This is a genomic window from Wolbachia endosymbiont (group A) of Hedychridium roseum (assembly GCF_964028325.1).
Classification (GTDB): Bacteria; Pseudomonadota; Alphaproteobacteria; order Rickettsiales; family Anaplasmataceae; genus Wolbachia.
This window is the reverse complement of the sequence record NZ_OZ034755.1, coordinates 906724-924122: the sequence shown is the minus strand read 5'-3', so window position 1 is coordinate 924122 and position 17399 is coordinate 906724. Positions and strand designations below refer to the sequence as shown.

Below are 17399 nucleotides of genomic sequence, written 5' to 3'. Positions count from 1 at the left end.
GCAATATTAGCTTTAAACCAGTAAAACAAACTGCTTAACATATGCGTTTTTTCTATTCTAATTACATTCTTTTTTTATCTTTATGTTGTTTTCTGCTTTTTTCGTTACCTTCAACAAAAGCCCAAACGAATGATACGTCAGTTGTTCCTATACCACAAAGGAAAAAAGAAACAGTTGAGCACACTGTTGTAGCACAACCGAGGCAAATTATCGAAATGCAAGAAGAAGTCATTATTAACGAGGGTAAAGAATTCATTCCAGTTCCAAAAAGAAAAAAAAGTGTAGGGAAGAAACTAAGAAGGGATGTTAGAGAGGCAAAAAATGAAATAGGAAACGAAAAAAGCGTTGAGAATAAAAAGGATGAATTAGTTGTAACAGAAATTATTAACTCTATAAGAGACAAACTTACAAAATGCTGGAGCATTCCTGAAAGCATAGCTTACAAAGAAAATTTTAATATAAAAATTAACTTATTATTATCCAGTCAAGGCGAGATAATTATGGCCGATGTAGCAGACAGTGATTCCTATCGAAATAATCCACTTTTCAGGTCGATAGCAGATAATGCAATGCGTGCAGTATATAAATGTAGCCCATTGACTGGCTTGCCTACTCAGCACCACCACATTTGGCGTGAAGTAACACTAGACTTTATTCTAAATGGGTAAAATCTTACAATAGACCTCTTATATTACCTTCTGTCATCCAAGTAGTCAGGCTACTTGGATGACAGAAGTAGACACTTCACATTATCATTCCAGCGCTCCTTTCTTGTCATGCCAGTGCGTGACACTGGCATCCAGAAAAAAAATAGATCCCAGTGTCTGGGCACTGGGATGACGTAATACGGTTCTTGGATGACAAAGAAGGGCGGGAAAAACTCTGTAGTCAGCAGATTTTCAATCAGGAACAGCCAAAGATCTCTCTAAGATGTCAGTTTCTTTTGTATCTGCAACTTTACCGTCCTGATCGAATGAAATTTGCAGGGACTTACTGCTATACTTCCTTTTTCCTAAGAAGTTAGCTTGTTTAATTTTATATGAGACATAGTACCAAACATTGTCATCGAACTTTGATACTAATATTGGTGATCCTAAAGTGTGAACCACTTTTTCTTTATCGTCACCTGCTTTTATCTTGCTCCACAATTCAACACTAATGCCAGGAGCTCCGTGGTTGTGAATAGTGTGTGTGCAGCTCACTGTAAATAATAAAATAAAAGATATTAATACTCGCATTTCTGTTGATAAATTACTTGAAGCTATAATACACTAATAAATTACCTGCCGTCAAATTTCAAAAAGTTAAATTGACTGATTCTCAATATCACTTAATATAATATTTACTTTAGAAAATAATAGGTGTCTTATGTCATTGTTAGAAGCAGATCCAATATACAAACCTTTTAATTACCCTTGGGCGTATGATGCGTGGCTGCAGCAACAAAGAATCCATTGGATACCTGAGGAAGTTCCGCTTGCTGATGACGTGAAGGATTGGAAAACTAAACTTTCAAACGTAGAGAAAAATCTACTAACTCAGATTTTTAGATTCTTTACTCAAGCGGACATTGAAGTAAATAACTGCTATATGAGGCATTATTCAAATATATTTAAGCCAACAGAGATATGCATGATGCTTGCAAGTTTTTCCAATATGGAAACCATACACATTGCAGCTTATTCTTATCTTTTAGACACAATTGGCATGCCAGAAAGCGAGTATCAAGCATTTTTAAAGTATGATGCTATGAGAAAGAAATATGAATACATGCTGGAATTTGAGGAAAGCAAAAAACACGATAAAAAACATGTAGCTAAAACTCTAGCAGTGTTTGGTGCATTTACCGAGGGGTTGCAGTTATTCGCATCGTTTGCAATTTTGCTCAATTTCCAACGCTTTGGAAAAATGAAAGGCATGGGGCAGATAATCGCCTGGTCAGCCCGTGATGAAACTTTGCACACCAATTCAATTATTATGTTATTTAATACATTTATTAAAGAGAATAATGAAATTTGGGACAACGAGTTTAAAGAGGAATTATATTCTGCATGCCGCACTATTGTTGAGCTTGAGGACGAATTCATAAAGCTTGCCTTTGATTTAGGAGATGTTGAAGGACTATCCGCAGAAGAAGTGCGCAATTACATACGCTACGTAGCAAACAGACGGTTAATGCAATTAGGTCTTGAGTCCATATATGATGTCAATGATAATCCTATTCCATGGCTCGATGAAATACTAAATGGCGTTGAACATACGAATTTCTTTGAAAATAGAGTAACAGAGTATAGTCGTGCAGCAACTCAAGGCACATGGGAGGAGGCTTTTACTGAAAACGACACGAATAATAGGTGAGTGCTAATTTCACTCTTCTTTGTCATGCAAGTAGCTGACACTGGAATCAGTTTTTTGATCGAGAATGTTGTATAGTGCATAATCAATTTTCCTGGATCGAAGTAGTCAAGGCACTGGGATCTAATAGATAATATTCGTGCAGTACGCGCGGGAGTAACAAAAGCTGCTTGTCTTTCATAATGTTTCGTAGCAATAGGCAGTTTTGCTTTACTTAACAACCAACTTACCATATATATGTCCATAGGACATTGGTATATAAGAACGTGCTACAACTATTAATCTTACTCACGGTCATCACTTCAGTTGCATTCTTTGGTCATTTAGTTCCAATGGAAGCAAAAACCTTCTTGTACTCAACGAGCCTGAGTATAAAAGAGGTTTTGCTATTTATAATGCCTTTTATTATTTTTGCGTTAATCTTTAGCAGTGTTAACAATCTTAAGCAGTCAGCTATAAAGTTTATATTGTTACTTATTATAATGATCTTCTTATCGAATCTGGCTTCAAGTTTAATAGCTTATTCTGTTGGGCATTTTATCATACAAAACACTTATTCAATACAAGATATAACGTATGAAGAAACAATTGTTCCTTTATGGTCGTTTAGGCTGCCTGCATTGCTTTCTAATTTTTATGCCCTTGCCTGTGGATTTGTGTCCAGCATAGTAGTGTCCACACTGCTACCCAAGAAAAGCAAAGAGCTTTCGAACAAAATGTTAGATTTAACTCTCTTTATTTTGAAGACGTTTTTGACGCCGATTATTCCAATATTTGTACTTGGGCTTGCTTTAAAAATGCAGCATGATCAAGTTTTATCTATAATATTTAAGGATTACTCAATAATTTTCATTATTATAGCATCTGCAACCTACCTTTATGTTTTCCTCTTATATGGAGCAGCAAATTCATTCAAGATCACAAGCTGGATAGCTAGTATAGGCAATATGATACCGGCATTTATTACTGCGATGAGCACAATGTCTAGTAATGCAACTATGCCGCTTACTCTTGAAGGAAGCAAAAAAAATGTAAAGCAACCTGATATAGCATCGTCTGTTATACCAATAACTGCTAGCTTCCATTTAGTAGGTGATTGCTTTTTTGTTATAATATTATCAATGGTAATTACTTCTGGTTATTTATTGTCCACAACGGACTATGTAACTTTTCTTCTCTATTTTTTGTTATTTAAGTTTGCTATCGTTGCAGTGCCGGCAGGAGGAATTATGGTAATGCTACCTATTCTTGAGAAATACCTCAAATTTTCTCCAGAAATGCTTTCGTTAATCACAGCCTTGTATATAGTGTTTGATCCAATAATCACTTCAGCAAATGTTATGGGTAATGGTGCCTTTACTATGATGTTTACAAAACTCTATGATAAGCTTAAGTAATGTCTATTTTAGCGATTGATACTGTAGGTACTGGTAGTTCAATAGCAATAGTTGATTATGATGGTAATTGTTTTGTAGAGCGCAATTCCGCCAGCAACAATCATGTAGAATCATTTTTTCAAATTCTGAATACTTTGTTTGATAAGCACAATTATAATTATGATAAAATAGATCATTTAGCGGTAGTAGTTGGACCAGGAAGTTTCACTGGAATTAGAGTTGGTATATCAGCAGCACAAGGTATAAATCTTGCTACAAATAAGCCATTATACGGAGTTAATGCGCTGGAAGTTCAAGCTTACACAATATCTTTGCTTTGTACGAATAGCAAAAAAAATATCAGAGCTATAATCAAAAATGCTCAAGGGTTTTATACGCAGTTATTTGATTTCAATTTATTGCCGCTATCTGGTCCAACTGCAGCACGTGAACCTGGATCCAAGTGTCACGCTACAAGCAGTGACTGCATTACACATATGGATTGCAATTTAAATGCTAGCCATGCAGGACTATTGGTTCATTATAGACTGAAGAACAAGCAAAAATTAAATGAAGTTGAGGCTCTATATTTAAATGAGCCTCAGTATATGAAATCATTATAGACTATTCTTTCGCGTACATACAATGTGGCTAAGCCTGTGCATCTGGTTTACTATCTCTTGAGCTACTTCTTTTATACTCATATCTGAATTTTCTATCTCTATGGCACTCGGTGGTATAAATAAATTGTTAATCCTAAATTGCTCTATCATGCTATTTACATTAGTCACCTTCCTATTTTTTCTTTGCCTTTTTAATGCAATACGCTTTTGTAATGTCGGTAGATCACACCTAAGTACCACAGGAAGGATTTCTGTGTTCATTTTTTTACTAAGCCTTACTATTGAATCATACATCCTCATGTTCTGGTCATTATTTTCCATCAACTCATCAATAAATATGTAATTTTTTGAGTGAATCGGATAATTTTCTATTACCTGAAGCATAATTTGCATAATGTCATATATTCTATCTTGAACTTCTTTAGGTATTTGATCACGTTCAAAGACACCATTGTATATAGAGCAAACTTGAACATTGTTATAGAACTTACTATTTACAATTAATGCGTCTATCATATTGGACAATTCTATTGCTGTGGAAAGTTTACCACTTCCTGAAAGACCAGAGAGATATATGAAAAATCCTGCTGGCTGTTTTTTTGTGTTAATACTTACCATATTATTTTCAATCTTGAAACTTACATTTATAATAACATAAAAACAAAGCTTTAAAACATATGAAATATTACATAGAAAATTATTTTTATAGTTAAGATATTATGTAATTTAGAAACATAAATTCTGTATATAAACTCTATAATAACGATAACTATTTTTAAGCAAGCTACAACACAAAAGTGTTTGGTATTCAGAAAGCAAGACAGAGTGGCATAGACTTATTAGTTTACTACAAGCCTTTTTTCGTGTATAAATCTTCAGAAGATTCTAACAGAGGATTGTGTTGTTAACAAAGAGCAGAGTAAAAAGGGATCTAGTCTATGCCTATCAGATTTTGTCTTACCTTAAACTGGATGATCATACATATACTCACCTCTCGGTATGTTCTGAAGATCAAAAGTCGTTTTATATTTACCCATTTGGTATACGCTTTGACGAAGTGAATGAAAATTCATTGATAAGAGTATCACTAGATGGAAATGTGATTGAGGGTACAGAATATCAATATAATAAAACTGGCTATATAATTCATGGTTTTGTTTATCAAGCAAGGAAAGACATTCAAGCAATTTTTCACCTGCATACACCTTCTATTGTAGCAGTTTCTTCTCTAAAAGATGGACTACTTCCAATAAGTCAATGGGCACTGCACTTTTACAATAAAATCTCTTACCATAATTATAATTCCCTAGCACTTAGCAATACAGAAGGAAAGAGGTTAATAGCTGATCTGAAAGAAAATTTTGTCATGTTAATGCGCAATCATGGATCTATAACGTGTGGTCGGACTATACAAGAAGCAATGTTTTACACGTATCATTTAGAACGAGCGTGCAAAACTCAATGTTTAACGTTAGCAATGAATAGGGAGTTATCAATTCCAAGTGAAGAAATTTGCTCAAAAGCTGTAAAGGATCTCCTATCTTTTGAAAGCAATCTTGGTGAGAGGGATTGGCACGCATGGGTTAGACTAATTAAAAGTAAGTTGTAAGAGGCTTTCGCACTACTATCTGTCATCCAAGTAGGGAGTCATACGCGTCAAGTTAAGAGGTTATGAGCAAATTTAGAGAGGTTAAAGTGGATACTCTGACCTTACCCAGAAAAAGTAGAGAGAAAGTTAAGACGTTTTTGGAGTAAAATAAAACGTTTTTTCAAAATATGGCAAATAGAAGCAGCAGGATTCAAATTAGAAGCTGTTAAGCTGGTTAAAGAAACAGAAGTAAAAAAATAGCAAAAGATCTAGGCATAGATGGCAGTATGTTAAGTAAATGGGTAAGAAAATATGATGGAAAAATGTCAGAAGCATACGCATTTCCAGACAAAGGCTCCTTATGACAAAGAAAGATTTGATCTAAAAAAAGAACTAGCAAGAGTAACAAGAGAAAGAGACATTTAAAAAAAAGCCCTGACCAAACAAAAAGAGTAAAGTATTCTTTTATATAGAAATTGCTATAAAATACAGGAACTATGTAGGGTTTTAGACATATCTGCTGGTGGTTATTATAAATGGGTTGCTAAGGGAAAAAGCAGTAAGGAATTAGCAAGAGATGGGCTTCTAGCAGATATTCAAAAAAAGCATCCAAATGCAGATCCCTAAAATTCACACTGAATTAAAAGCTTTAGGCAAAAATTAAAACAGTACAAAGTGTTATGCAGAAAAATGGTATTCGGGCTATATTGAGAAGAAAATTTAAAACTAAGAAGCAACAAACGGACAATAGAGTCGTAGCTCTCAATATATTAGACCAAAACTTTATTGTCGATCAACCAAATAAAATATGGGATTACTTATATAAAAACCAAAGAAGGATGACTATATTTGGCAGGATCTATATTCACGCATGGTAGTTAATGAGCAGTTCAATAAATAAACAATTGGTTGTTGACTCTTTATTGATGGCCGTTAATAAGCGCAAACCCGATAAAAATCTGCTGTTACATAGCGATCAAGGGTCACAGTATACCTCTCAAAATTACCAATTTCTATTGAATACAAAAAACATCATTTCCAGCATGAGCCATAAGGGATGTTGTTACGATAACTCTGTTGCAGAAAAGTTCACTCAAAAGGGAGCTGCTTATTGATACTTCTCGCTCAACAAACCAGAACTGCCATATTTGAATACATAGAAATCTTTTATAACAAACAACGTAGGCATTCTACTATTAATTATTGCATTCCTGCACAATTTGATGCATCATTCTCATGACAAAAACGTCTTAACTTTCTCTCTACTTTTTCTGGGTAAGGTCAGATAAAGTAGAACCACCAAGTGAAAAATATATGCTAATTAGTACAACATCAGAGCTGGAAGATACGTGTGAAGAATTAATAGCAAGAAAGCCGAAATTTATAGCAGTTGACACGGAGTTCATTAGAAATAATTTAACCTACTACCCAAAATTATCGTTAATTCAAATTTCTTACGGAGAGAAGAGTTTTATTGTAGACGCATTAGTGCCAGAAATTGATTTATCATTCATTAAGAAAATAATGCTAAATCAGGGGATAACCAAAGTGTTTCATAGCTGCCGGCAGGATATAGAATCCTTACTCACTGTGTTTAAATGTATTCCCACTCCCATTTTTGATACCCAAGTTGCCGCTATGTTTTGTCATTATTATCATGACTTTATTGGTTACTCAAAAGTAGTAGAGCAATATCAAGGAGTAGTGCTGGATAAAATTAAAGCTAAAAATTCAGATTGGTTAAGGCGTCCGTTGTCCGAGGATCAGTTAGACTATGCAATAAACGACGTGGTACACCTATATGACTTATACCAAATATTGTGCAATAAACTTGAAGAAAATAATAGGATGTGTTGGTTTCAAGAAGAGATGGAATCAATAGTTAATATAAATAAGTATTTACATAGTCCAAAAGATGCATGGAAGAGAATTAAATTTAATTATGAAGCAAATCCAAGATTGGTATTAACTGTTAAAGCAGTTAGTGAATGGCAAGAGACCTTAGCACAGCGCTATAATATGAATCGTAATAAAGTAATTAATAATGCTGTAATAGCTGGTTTTATTGAAAAAAATGTAGAGCATGTTGATGAGATTTTAGATGATCTCAAGAGGAATGCAAAAAATATAAAAGATGCAGATTTACTAGAGTTTGTGAATATTTTTAATGAAAATGAAAAAAATTGGATGCAGCAAAACAACATCTTACCGAATAATTATGACAAATCTGTATTCGATATACTCTCAATTATTTTAGATAGTAAATGTAAAGAAAGTAACATATCAAGGAAATTAGTTTCTTCAAAAGATGAGTTAACCGGGTCAATATCTGGGCAGATAGATAAACTATTCAAGGGGTGGAGATACGATTTTTTTGGCAGGTCAGTTGAATCATTTTTGAACACAAGCTCAAAATTTGAGATTTCAGCAGTGAAATCCGCAAATAATATAACCAAAATTCAGAGTAATTTAGTAGAGAATAACTGTTGCTAAAGTAACTTAGATTTATCGACAATCGTCATTCCGCTGCTTGTTAGCGCCGCGGCGGTATGACGGTTCGCGGCAGTATGAAGATAACCTCGTCATCCCGCTGCTTGTTAGCGGGATCTAGAGATACCGCGAATGAATCGCGGTATGACGGTTCGCGGCAGTATGAAGATAACTTCGTCATCCCGCTGCTTGTTAGCGGGATCTATGCTAATACCAATTCTCAATAATAATGAGACAAATGAAAAAGAGTGCTTTCCGCCTATAACTGGAGGTTTAAGTGAATTTATCGTATATTCTATTTGTCTTCCCAATAACGAAGTTTGGTATAAGAGATACCGTGACGGTATGACGTAGAGCTACGTGTTGAGGTTTAATGAATCCACTATTTTTTTTATTTGAGAAAAAACATACTCTTTGCTTACACTGGTGTCGATAATAAAGTCACTCATCTTCCTTTTCTCCTCAATAGATAACTGAACATTGAAGATTAAATTTAGCTTTTCTTTATCTATGTTGCGTTCGTTAAGTCTTTGAGCTTGCACAACGCTATCTGCATAGATAAAAATAATAAGGTCACAGTATGAATGAAATTTTGTTTCTAATAGAAGTGGCACATCTAAAACTAAAAGCTTTCTATCGATCTTTTTTTCCTTGGCAATAAAAAATTCTAATTCACGCAGCACAGCAGAGTGAACCAAAGATTGAAATTGTTTCCAATTTTCATCGTAGGCTAAGAAATATTTAGACAGTACTGTTCTACCTATTTCACCATTTACTACCACTCCAGGAAAATTTTTTTCTGCATAACTTATTATGCTTTTATCCACTTTATAAAGTTGGTGTACAACAGAATCAGCATCAAACACAGCAGCACCAAACTCTTGAAAGCAATTAGCTACAAAGCTCTTTCCTACCCCAATTCCGCCTGTTAGACCTATGATCATATAGCAAAATACATTAGACTTCTTTCGAAACTATATTACAGTAGCTGCTGTGTCTACTCAAAACCCAAATTTGGCTATGCAGAGGCTCTGATGATAAAAGAAAAAATAAACAGCTATTATTTTTTTAGTAATTAAGTAAAATAGAGTGAAAGATTGCGAGGAAGTTTTGAAAAATAAGATAAAAAAGATAGTAATTTCAGGAAAGGAAGTGTGGCCAATCATTGAGGGCGGCAAAGGCATCGCAATCAGTGATGGAAGGTCAAGTGGAGCATTTGCTGCAGCAGATGCTGTGGGTACGTTTTCTGGTGCAAATGCTAAGCTTATTGATGATAATGGTGAGTTAGTGCCGCTGATTTACAAAGGCAAAACAAGAAATGAAAAACACAGTGAATTGATTGAGTATAGTATTAAAGCTGGAATCAGTCAGGCAAAAATAGCGAATGAAATATCAAAAGGTCATGGAAGAATACATATGAATGTGCTTTGGGAGATGGGAGCAGCAGAACGCGTGCTTCATGGCATATTAGAAAAAGCAAAAGGCTTAGTTCGTGGTATTACCTGCGGTGCTGGTATGCCTTATAGGCTTGGAGAAATTGCAGCTAAATATCAGGTTTATTATTACCCTATTGTCTCATCGGTGCGTGCTTTTAAAGCATTATGGAAGCGTACTTACCAAAGAATATCTTCCTGTTTGCTTGGTGGAGTAGTGTATGAAGATCCATGGCTTGCTGGAGGGCACAATGGACTCAGTAACAGTGAAGACCCAGAGCTACCACAGGCTCCATTTGAAAGAGTTGCAGAGCTTAGATCTTTCATGAACGAGATCGGTCTTTCAGAAACACCAATTGTTATGGCAGGAGGAGTGTGGCATTTGAAAGATTGGGAACATTGGTTTGACAATCTGCAAATTGGACCAATAGCTTTTCAGTTTGGCACTCGTCCACTTTTGACGAAAGAAAGCCCAATTTCTGCAGAGTGGAAAAAGAAGCTACTCACTTTAGAAGAAGGTGATGTATTTTTAAATAAATTCAGTCCAACAGGGTTTTACTCATCTGCAGTAAAAAATAACTTCATACGTGAGTTGCAGAAACGGAATTCACGTCAAATAAAGTTTTCAGAAAATGCCAGCGAAGAATTTAGTAGTGAATTTGCAATGGGTAGCAGAGGTAGGAAGATCTACCTTACTTCAAAAGACAAAGAGCTGGCAAATACATGGACTAAAGCAGGGTATACAGAAGCAATGAAAACTCCAGATACAACTGTTATTTTTGTGACGCCAGGCAAATTTGCAGAGATAAGACAAGATCAAATCAATTGTATGGGATGCTTAAGTCATTGTTTGTTTAGCAATTGGAAGGATCACGGCGACCATTCAACAGGACGAAAGCCAGATCCACGGAGTTTTTGTATACAAAAAACACTGCAAAACATTATACATGACGGCGATATTGAAAATGAACTCATGTTTTCCGGGCACAATGTGTACAAATTTAAGCAAGATCCGTTTTATGAGAATGGCTACGTACCGACAGTAAAAGAGCTGGTGGAAAGGATATTAACTGGGTATTAAGTTATGGTTGATTTGACAAGAAGACGTTACTTTGTTATAATAAGTATTTATTAATTTAGTCTTAACTTAAGAGGGTATTTATGGTAGCAAGTGATAGTGTTTTAAAAAGGTATGCGTTAGCCTATATAAAAAAATCTGGTAGTAACAGTAATGTTAAAGAGTTTTTACAATTTTGTAATACGCAAAACACCACAAATTGGAGTGAGGAGAATTTTAAAAATGCGTATGAAAAATTTACACATCCAAATTCAAGCAATAGGCACGATACAGGAAGCAGAAATAATCAATATAACGCAGGGAATAACAGGCAACCTACAGGCCCTCAGGTTACACACGTACATGTACACAATGATAGAGGTTTAGATTTTTGGGATTATTTACTACTTCGCAGCCTGTTTGGTGGTCATACTACAGTTATAAATAACCCTGGTTTCAGTAGTGGTAGCCATCAAAGCAGAGAAGATAAGAAAAAAGACTCGGAAGACAGTAGAAAGCTATTAGCTTTAGGTATGGTAGCTGCAGTTGTGTGTGTTGCTTTCCATGCTGGTATGTGTTTTTGGTATAACAGCAGCAGAAAAGCGGCTAGAAAAGAAGAAAAAATAGATTATCTTGATAATAAGCTTAAGATGCTTAGGAATATAGAATTTGCGGTTGGCGCTGTTTCTTTAGCGGCTTTGGTAGCTTGTGCTGTTTATCCAGTGTTACCAGTGTGGGGTTTAGTTATCCTTGGCGTTAATTCTCTCGTATGTTTTGCTGGTGGTTTAGCTTTTCATATGAAGCATGAGAAAGAATCAGATAATATTGAGAAGGCTAAAGAAGCAGTTAGGAATTATGGACCACCTCCTCCTTACTCTCCTCCAAGCGCTCCTCCTTATAGTGAATTTAATAATTCTAATTCGGAACAGCAGTTTGAGAATTATAAGGCGTACTAAACCCACAACTGTACGAACATTGTGATTTGCGCCCATCAGGAGGGTATCATTCCAGTGCTCCTTTCTCGTCATCCCAGTGCCCAGACATTGGGATCCAGCTAAGTTAGTGAGTGTAAAAGTAGCCAACCTTACGTTAAAACACAACGTTCTTGATGAGATTGCATAAAAACTGGATTCCTTACATCATAGAGGCACTGCCATTATAGAGTAAAATGAGATCCCAGTGTCTGGGCACTGGGATGACAGCTAGCCTGACAACCGTCATCCCGCTACTTGTTAGCGGGATCTAGAGATACCGCGGCGGTATGACGGTTTGCGGTAGTATGAAGTAGTACTGCTGTCGTCCCGCTGCTTGTTAGCTGATGAGATACCGCGGCGGTATGACGGTCTGCGGTGGCATGACGATAACCTCGTCATCCCGCTACTTGTTAGCGGGATCTAGAGATACCGCGGCGGTATGACGAGGGAGAACAGTCAATGGCGTCAACTTAAGAGCATACATTAGCAAACTCTCCTAAAGACATGATGGCGTTTAGGCTTATCTACTTTATCGCGGCTATACAATCTTCCCGGTCGGATCTTAACTTTAGTGCGTATACTTAAAAAGGGCTTGAAAGTTTTTTGGTGCAACAAGCACTTGATTGCCTCATCACACCAAATAAAACTGAAAAATTTCTCAGCAATTTGATCTGGGAAGGCCCTTGTGCATCACACATATGAAGCGATAATATATTGCACATGACCAAGTTTGCCCAAAATTCTTGTAATACAGCCTCTCCAGAAAAATTCTCTAACTCTGCTCCTACTTTGAGTCGTTTATAGCACTCCTCTATGTGCCACCTTAATACATAAGCTTGACTCCAAAGTCTCGATCAAAAACTCTGTTTCTCCGTTGGCTAATGTTAGCTCTTACTTTCTGTCCTTTCATTTTATTTTTTAGCTTTTCATTTTCCAATATAAAATCAAAATCTAATTCGCCAGCGTTCCCATAGCTTGCTATAATTTCTTTTTTGCAAGCGAAAAATAAAATCTACTTCCAAATCATCATGCTGCTGAATGAATTTTACTGAAGACGATCATAGATAAATAATAATTTCTCTTGATTTAATGAACGCATTTGAGTGATAACTTCGGGTAATTGCTCTTCCGCCAACGTTTGTTCACCTATATTCCAAGCCGTAAAACGAGCACTACAAATCAGCGAAGTACACAAATCAACAAATAAATTGCCAATGGTGCCTGTTGTTCCATTTGGTTCAAACTCGGATACAATTTCCTCAGAGCTGAATACCAGAACCATCTGCTGCAATAAGTCTATAGCCTCTCCAACTCAGGTTCATCCTGATAGGCTGTTTGGATGCTTAAATTCTTGAAAGCCTGTATGGCAAATCTTATACCTTGCTTTAGAAAAAGCTTGCTTTGAGGGTACATGTCAATGGCTCCATAAGTTCACATTCTATTCCCAAACTTTTTTTAACTAACTATAGAAAATACTGTCGAAAAAAGAAGTTTTCTTGTTCGTGTAAAACTCAACACAATGGATTTTCTGAAAAGTTTTCGAGTATATTGCATTTTTAATTTGTAAGATAAGATCTTTTCCTTTTTGCATGCCTCACCTAAAAATGACACATTTTAAACTTTTTTGTTGCAATAAAATAGAAACAAAAGTGCTGTCTCTTGTAGTATTTTACTCCTTAACATCCCTTAAGTTGATGCCATTGCCTGAACGGATACAATTATTCAACCATATTTTTGAAGATAGCTAGTTTCTGTATTTATTTTAAATTGAAGAAAGCTCAAATGAAAGATCGTGTTTTGCTAAAATCACAGAATGCAGTCTGGTTACATTACTCTAGCTATACGCAACAACTTTACTTTCAACAATTTTATTAGCAATAATACGACTTTCACAATCAATATTTATTATATCAGATAGTGAATTAATATCAGTGTAACTATCAAAACTTTCCATTGTTGATTCCACTACCTCTACTATTTTTAAAAAGCCAATTCGTGACTTCAAAAATTCATTAACAGCTATTTCATTTGCAGTATTGAGCACAATACTGTTTGTTTGTGGAGCAGAAGAGTTTAACACTGCCATGCTAAGCTTTAGCGCAGGAAAACGCTTATGGTCTGGTTCTTGAAAGGTCAATTTTCCTTGCTTTGTTAAATCTAATTTACGATTTAAAGCTGATCTTTCCGGCCAAGACAAAGCATATGAAATAGGAATTGCCATGTCAGTTTCTGCAAGCACAGCAAAGTTGAACCCATCCTTATAAGTTACAATTCCATGTACTATTGACTCAGGATGCACTATTGCTTCAATTTTATCCGGGCTGATGTTAAACAAGTTATGTGCTTCTATTATCTCTAGTGCCTTATTCATCATTGTTGCACTATCAACTGAGATTTTCCTTCCCATATTCCAAGTGGGGTGACTAAGCGCCTGATCTACCGTGACATTTCTTAATTGCTCAGAACTATAGTTTAAGAATGGTCCACCAGAAACAGTAAGTATGATCTTTTCTACGCATTTGTCGTCATTTTGCAAAACTTGAAAAATTGCGTTGTGTTCAGAGTCAATAGGGATTATTTGTACGTTTTTTTCTTTAGCTTTTTTAAGTAATAACTTTCCACCGCAAACAATGCTTTCTTTGTTCGCTAGTGCAATGACTTTAGTGCCACTTTCTATGACTTCTATAACTGGCCCAAGGCCTGCGATACCAACTATTGCAATAACTGAGAGATCAACGGGTAGGGAAGCAACATTTACTAGACCTTCAGCGCCAATTGCTATTTTTACATCTGTACCAAGTAGGTTTTCTCTTAAATCTTTGTAAAACCTTTCATCGGAGATAGCAACGTATTTTGCATTCAGCAGTTTTGCTTGGTGTGCCAGTAGAGCAAAGTCTGAGTGGGCACTTAGTGCTTCCACTTGGTATTCTTCTTTTCTCCTTGAGAGCAAATCTACAGTCTTTTTTCCAACACTTCCTGTTGATCCTAAAACTGAAACCTTTTTCACTAAGACAAACTCACAACAATAGCAACTTTTCTTATTAGGTCTTCTCGCATACTATTCAGCAGTTTTTAAGCGTTTAACCAAGTTCATGTCCGTGGTCATCGCCAACAGATGGTGAAGGACCAGGTGAAAAAGATTGACCATGGTGATCACCTGCATCATGCATGTCTTGCAAACCATCAGCATTATGAGCTATTTCATTATTGGCATGAGGGTAATCATCTGAGTGAGGTCCCTCATCACCATGAGCCATATCCATTCCTTCTGATGGCATATCTTCCCCACCTCCACCTGAAAAATGTTCTCCAAGGCTTTCAAGAAATTTTATGCCAAACATATTACCTGATTTTCCAAACAGTGTTACTAAACTACTGCCACTTACCAAACTTTCAAACACGTTACTATAAGCAGCAATTGCTCCTTCATGAAAGTTGAACAACCATTTCATTCCATCCACGACTGTTGAAACAGAGTCGCTATGACCAAGACCAAAACCACTTTTCTCACCAGCAGCCTCTTGGTGTTGCTGCTGCGCTTGCCATTCTGCAATATTTGGACCTTGAGCTTCACTCATAAATTTTTACTCTCAACCTTAAGCTATTATTTTATCACAAATATTGCAGAATATCAATAGAGCTTTTGAATATAGCTAATACAAACAATTTCTGTCATCCTATATATAGCTAAACTGACTTACGACAATTTGAAAAACGACAAATTCGTCATTCCGCTACTAGTTAGCGGAATCTATGCCGAGATACCGCGAATGAATCGCGGTATGACGTGTTGCTTGGGTCAGCTATAGGATCCAGTTTGAAAAAATCCGAATTCCAATGTCTGCTACCTTATATAACGAATGAATTTCTTTATATATTCGTTATTAGTATTTTGTATTTCCTGAACAGTTCCATGGGAAATGATCTCCCCTTCATGTAATACTGCTATTTTATCAGCTATTTTAAATGCGCTATGAATATCATGTGTAATCGTGATAATTGTAGTGTTAAGATCTTTAGATAATTTTATTATTATCTCGTTTACTATATCTGACATAATTGAGTCCAATCCTGAAGTTGGCTCATCTAATACGATGATTTCTGGATTGTGTGCAATCGCCCTTGCAAGTGCTACTCTTTTTTTCATTCCACCTGATAGCTCTATTGGAAACATATCTGCTATGCTTTCCTCCAGTCCAACATCATTTAACTTCTCGATTGCTAGCTGTTTTGCCTCCTTTTTGCTGATATTAAAGCGCTTTTTATAATTAAAAGATATATTTTCCCACACTGTAACGTAGTCAAATAAAGCGGAATTTTGAAATAAAACCCCAAATTTATTTTTGCTTTTACTATTTATTTTAACAGACCCTGAGTCTGGAGCAAGCAAGCCGATAATTGTTTTTGTTAGTACAGATTTGCCGCTTCCTGAGCCGCCAAGTATGACTAATGATTCCCCTTTTAATATATCGAAACTTAGATCTTTTAGTACTGTCCTATCATCAAAAGATAAGCTTAAGTTCAATATTGATATTATGGGGTTACGCATGTATCAAAGTAATCATGTAGTTTGCTAAAATGATCAGTATGGACGATAAAACAACAGTTGATGTTGTAGCAACACCTACTCCTCGTGCACCTTCTTTGCAATGATAACCGTAATAGCAACTTGAGACAGAAATTATGGCGCCAAAAGCAATTGCTTTTATTAGCCCAACAATAAAATCGTACATATTAAAGAACTGAGCTGTGTATTTAATGTATATATTTAAATTGTGGTTAAATTCGAAGACTGCAGTGATACATCCTCCAAATATTCCTATTAGATCTGCACATACTGTAAGTATGGGAAATACTATGATTGACGCTAAAATCCTTGGTGCAATTAAATACTTGAAAGGGTTGATGTTCAAAGTTGTAAGGGCATCTATTTGCTCGGTGATGCGCATTGTACCAATTTCTGCTGCAATTGATGATCCAACCTTCCCTACCATTATTAAGCTGATCAAAACTGGTCCTAACTCTTTAATGATAGTGATCGTAACAAGTTTGGGTATTATCTGCTCTTGGTTAATTAATGAGTCACTCAAGCTGCTTTGTAAAACTATCGCCGCTCCTATAAAAACTCCAGTGAGCCCAACAATTGGCAGAGAGAAAAAGCCTATCTCTATAATTTGTTTTGCTACGTTGCTAAAATAATATGGTGGCACAAAGCAGTGGTATAGAGATTGAATAAAAAATATGAATGCACTACCAAGCCTTAACAAAAAATTGATAAAGTACCTACCAATTATTCTAACACTATTTATATCAAAAAAGCTCACTTTGTATTCATTTTAGCTAGAGGTTAGTCTTACTGATTTTATTAAAATTTTTATTAACTTTATCGCAAAGTATAGCTGAGATATGTTTTAAGTTCAACATACTTGATGTTTTAATTTAAAGCTTAACCCAAGAAAGGTTTCCCTACGTCATACCGCCGCGGCGCTAACTAGTAGCGGAA

Annotated in this window: 19 protein-coding genes and 1 pseudogene; 11 read left to right on the top strand and 9 right to left on the bottom strand. The window is 35.8% G+C overall.

From position 1 onward, the window contains the following. Positions 1-41 precede the first annotated feature (41 nt). Both ABWU23_RS04470 and ABWU23_RS04465 read left to right on the top strand, forming a co-directional pair. Entirely contained in the window at positions 42-668 is a 627-nt protein-coding gene (locus ABWU23_RS04470; protein WP_253307187.1) for a hypothetical protein, read from the top strand. A 54-nt stretch (positions 669-722) separates the two neighbouring features. Next, positions 723-845, top strand: a complete 123-nt coding sequence (locus ABWU23_RS04465; RefSeq protein WP_264688014.1) for a hypothetical protein — start codon at positions 723-725, stop codon at positions 843-845. A 54-nt stretch (positions 846-899) separates the two neighbouring features. Here ABWU23_RS04465 and ABWU23_RS04460 read toward each other — a convergent pair whose 3' ends face one another. Next, positions 900-1238: an outer membrane protein assembly factor BamE gene (locus tag ABWU23_RS04460; RefSeq protein ID WP_253307201.1), complete on the bottom strand. Its 339-nt coding sequence runs from the start codon at positions 1236-1238 to the stop codon at positions 900-902. Positions 1239-1368: 130 nt separating this feature from the next. Here ABWU23_RS04460 and ABWU23_RS04455 point away from each other — a divergent pair, with 130 nt between their 5' ends. After that, positions 1369-2358, top strand: a complete 990-nt coding sequence (locus tag ABWU23_RS04455) for a ribonucleotide-diphosphate reductase subunit beta (protein WP_253307200.1) — start codon at positions 1369-1371, stop codon at positions 2356-2358. Here ABWU23_RS04455 and ABWU23_RS04450 read toward each other — a convergent pair. Then, entirely contained in the window at positions 2307-2588 is a 282-nt protein-coding gene (locus tag ABWU23_RS04450) for a hypothetical protein (RefSeq protein ID WP_341814155.1), read from the bottom strand. The genes ABWU23_RS04455 and ABWU23_RS04450 overlap by 52 nt on opposite strands. 33 nt (positions 2589-2621) lie before the next feature. Here ABWU23_RS04450 and ABWU23_RS04445 point away from each other — a divergent pair, with 33 nt between their 5' ends. Both ABWU23_RS04445 and tsaB read left to right on the top strand, forming a co-directional pair. After that, a complete protein-coding gene (locus tag ABWU23_RS04445; protein ID WP_253307199.1) occupies positions 2622-3752 on the top strand; it encodes a cation:dicarboxylate symporter family transporter in 1131 nt (376 codons plus the stop codon). Then, entirely contained in the window at positions 3752-4354 is a 603-nt protein-coding gene (tsaB, locus tag ABWU23_RS04440) for a tRNA (adenosine(37)-N6)-threonylcarbamoyltransferase complex dimerization subunit type 1 TsaB (RefSeq protein ID WP_264688015.1), read from the top strand. Before ABWU23_RS04445 ends, tsaB begins: the two co-directional genes overlap by 1 nt. On the opposite strand, the gene ABWU23_RS04435 is transcribed toward tsaB, so the two are convergent. Then, positions 4349-4972, bottom strand: a complete 624-nt coding sequence (locus ABWU23_RS04435; protein ID WP_253307197.1) for an AAA family ATPase — start codon at positions 4970-4972, stop codon at positions 4349-4351. The two genes, tsaB and ABWU23_RS04435, sit on opposite strands and share 6 nt — an antisense overlap. A 280-nt stretch (positions 4973-5252) precedes the next feature. Here ABWU23_RS04435 and ABWU23_RS04430 point away from each other — a divergent pair, with 280 nt between their 5' ends. From ABWU23_RS04430 to ABWU23_RS04415, 4 genes are all read left to right on the top strand, one after another. Then, the gene (locus ABWU23_RS04430) at positions 5253-5963 is read left to right on the top strand and encodes a class II aldolase/adducin family protein (RefSeq protein WP_353270858.1); all 711 of its coding nucleotides are present in this window, start codon (positions 5253-5255) and stop codon (positions 5961-5963) included. 860 nt (positions 5964-6823) lie between these two features. Then, positions 6824-7057, top strand: coding sequence for a DDE-type integrase/transposase/recombinase (locus tag ABWU23_RS04425; RefSeq protein ID WP_253307195.1), 234 nt, complete (start codon positions 6824-6826; stop codon positions 7055-7057). Further along, a complete protein-coding gene (locus ABWU23_RS04420) occupies positions 7054-7182 on the top strand; it encodes an IS3 family transposase (protein ID WP_353270857.1) in 129 nt (42 codons plus the stop codon). Before ABWU23_RS04425 ends, ABWU23_RS04420 begins: the two co-directional genes overlap by 4 nt. 74 nt (positions 7183-7256) lie before the next feature. Beyond that, the gene (locus tag ABWU23_RS04415; RefSeq protein WP_353270856.1) at positions 7257-8435 is read left to right on the top strand and encodes a ribonuclease D; all 1179 of its coding nucleotides are present in this window, start codon (positions 7257-7259) and stop codon (positions 8433-8435) included. Positions 8436-8788: 353 nt separating this feature from the next. Here the strand turns inward: ABWU23_RS04415 and coaE are convergent, their stop codons facing one another. After that, positions 8789-9376, bottom strand: a complete 588-nt coding sequence (gene coaE, locus ABWU23_RS04410; protein ID WP_253307192.1) for a dephospho-CoA kinase — start codon at positions 9374-9376, stop codon at positions 8789-8791. 166 nt (positions 9377-9542) lie between these two features. On the opposite strand from coaE, the gene ABWU23_RS04405 reads away from it, so the two are divergent. Together ABWU23_RS04405 and ABWU23_RS04400 are read left to right on the top strand one after the other, a co-directional pair. Beyond that, a complete protein-coding gene (locus tag ABWU23_RS04405) occupies positions 9543-10946 on the top strand; it encodes an NAD(P)H-dependent flavin oxidoreductase (protein ID WP_353271043.1) in 1404 nt (467 codons plus the stop codon). A gap of 80 nt (positions 10947-11026) precedes the next feature. Beyond that, the gene (locus ABWU23_RS04400) at positions 11027-11878 is read left to right on the top strand and encodes a hypothetical protein (RefSeq protein WP_265016717.1); all 852 of its coding nucleotides are present in this window, start codon (positions 11027-11029) and stop codon (positions 11876-11878) included. Between the two features lie 501 nt (positions 11879-12379). Here ABWU23_RS04400 and ABWU23_RS04395 read toward each other — a convergent pair. The 5 genes and pseudogenes from ABWU23_RS04395 to ABWU23_RS04375 form a co-directional block, all read right to left on the bottom strand. Further along, positions 12380-13487 (bottom strand): annotated as a pseudogene (locus tag ABWU23_RS04395) (transposase). Between the two features lie 243 nt (positions 13488-13730). Beyond that, entirely contained in the window at positions 13731-14903 is a 1173-nt protein-coding gene (gene dxr, locus ABWU23_RS04390) for a 1-deoxy-D-xylulose-5-phosphate reductoisomerase (RefSeq protein ID WP_264688023.1), read from the bottom strand. Between the two features lie 73 nt (positions 14904-14976). Then, a complete protein-coding gene (locus ABWU23_RS04385) occupies positions 14977-15474 on the bottom strand; it encodes a hypothetical protein (RefSeq protein ID WP_264688024.1) in 498 nt (165 codons plus the stop codon). Between the two features lie 266 nt (positions 15475-15740). Continuing rightward, positions 15741-16445, bottom strand: a complete 705-nt coding sequence (locus tag ABWU23_RS04380) for an ABC transporter ATP-binding protein (RefSeq protein WP_353270855.1) — start codon at positions 16443-16445, stop codon at positions 15741-15743. Beyond that, positions 16438-17220 carry an MlaE family ABC transporter permease gene (locus ABWU23_RS04375; protein WP_264731954.1) on the bottom strand — a complete coding sequence of 261 codons (783 nt, stop codon included), beginning with the start codon at positions 17218-17220 and terminating at the stop codon, positions 16438-16440. The genes ABWU23_RS04380 and ABWU23_RS04375 overlap by 8 nt, the downstream gene beginning before the upstream one ends. Positions 17221-17399: the final 179 nt, after the last annotated feature.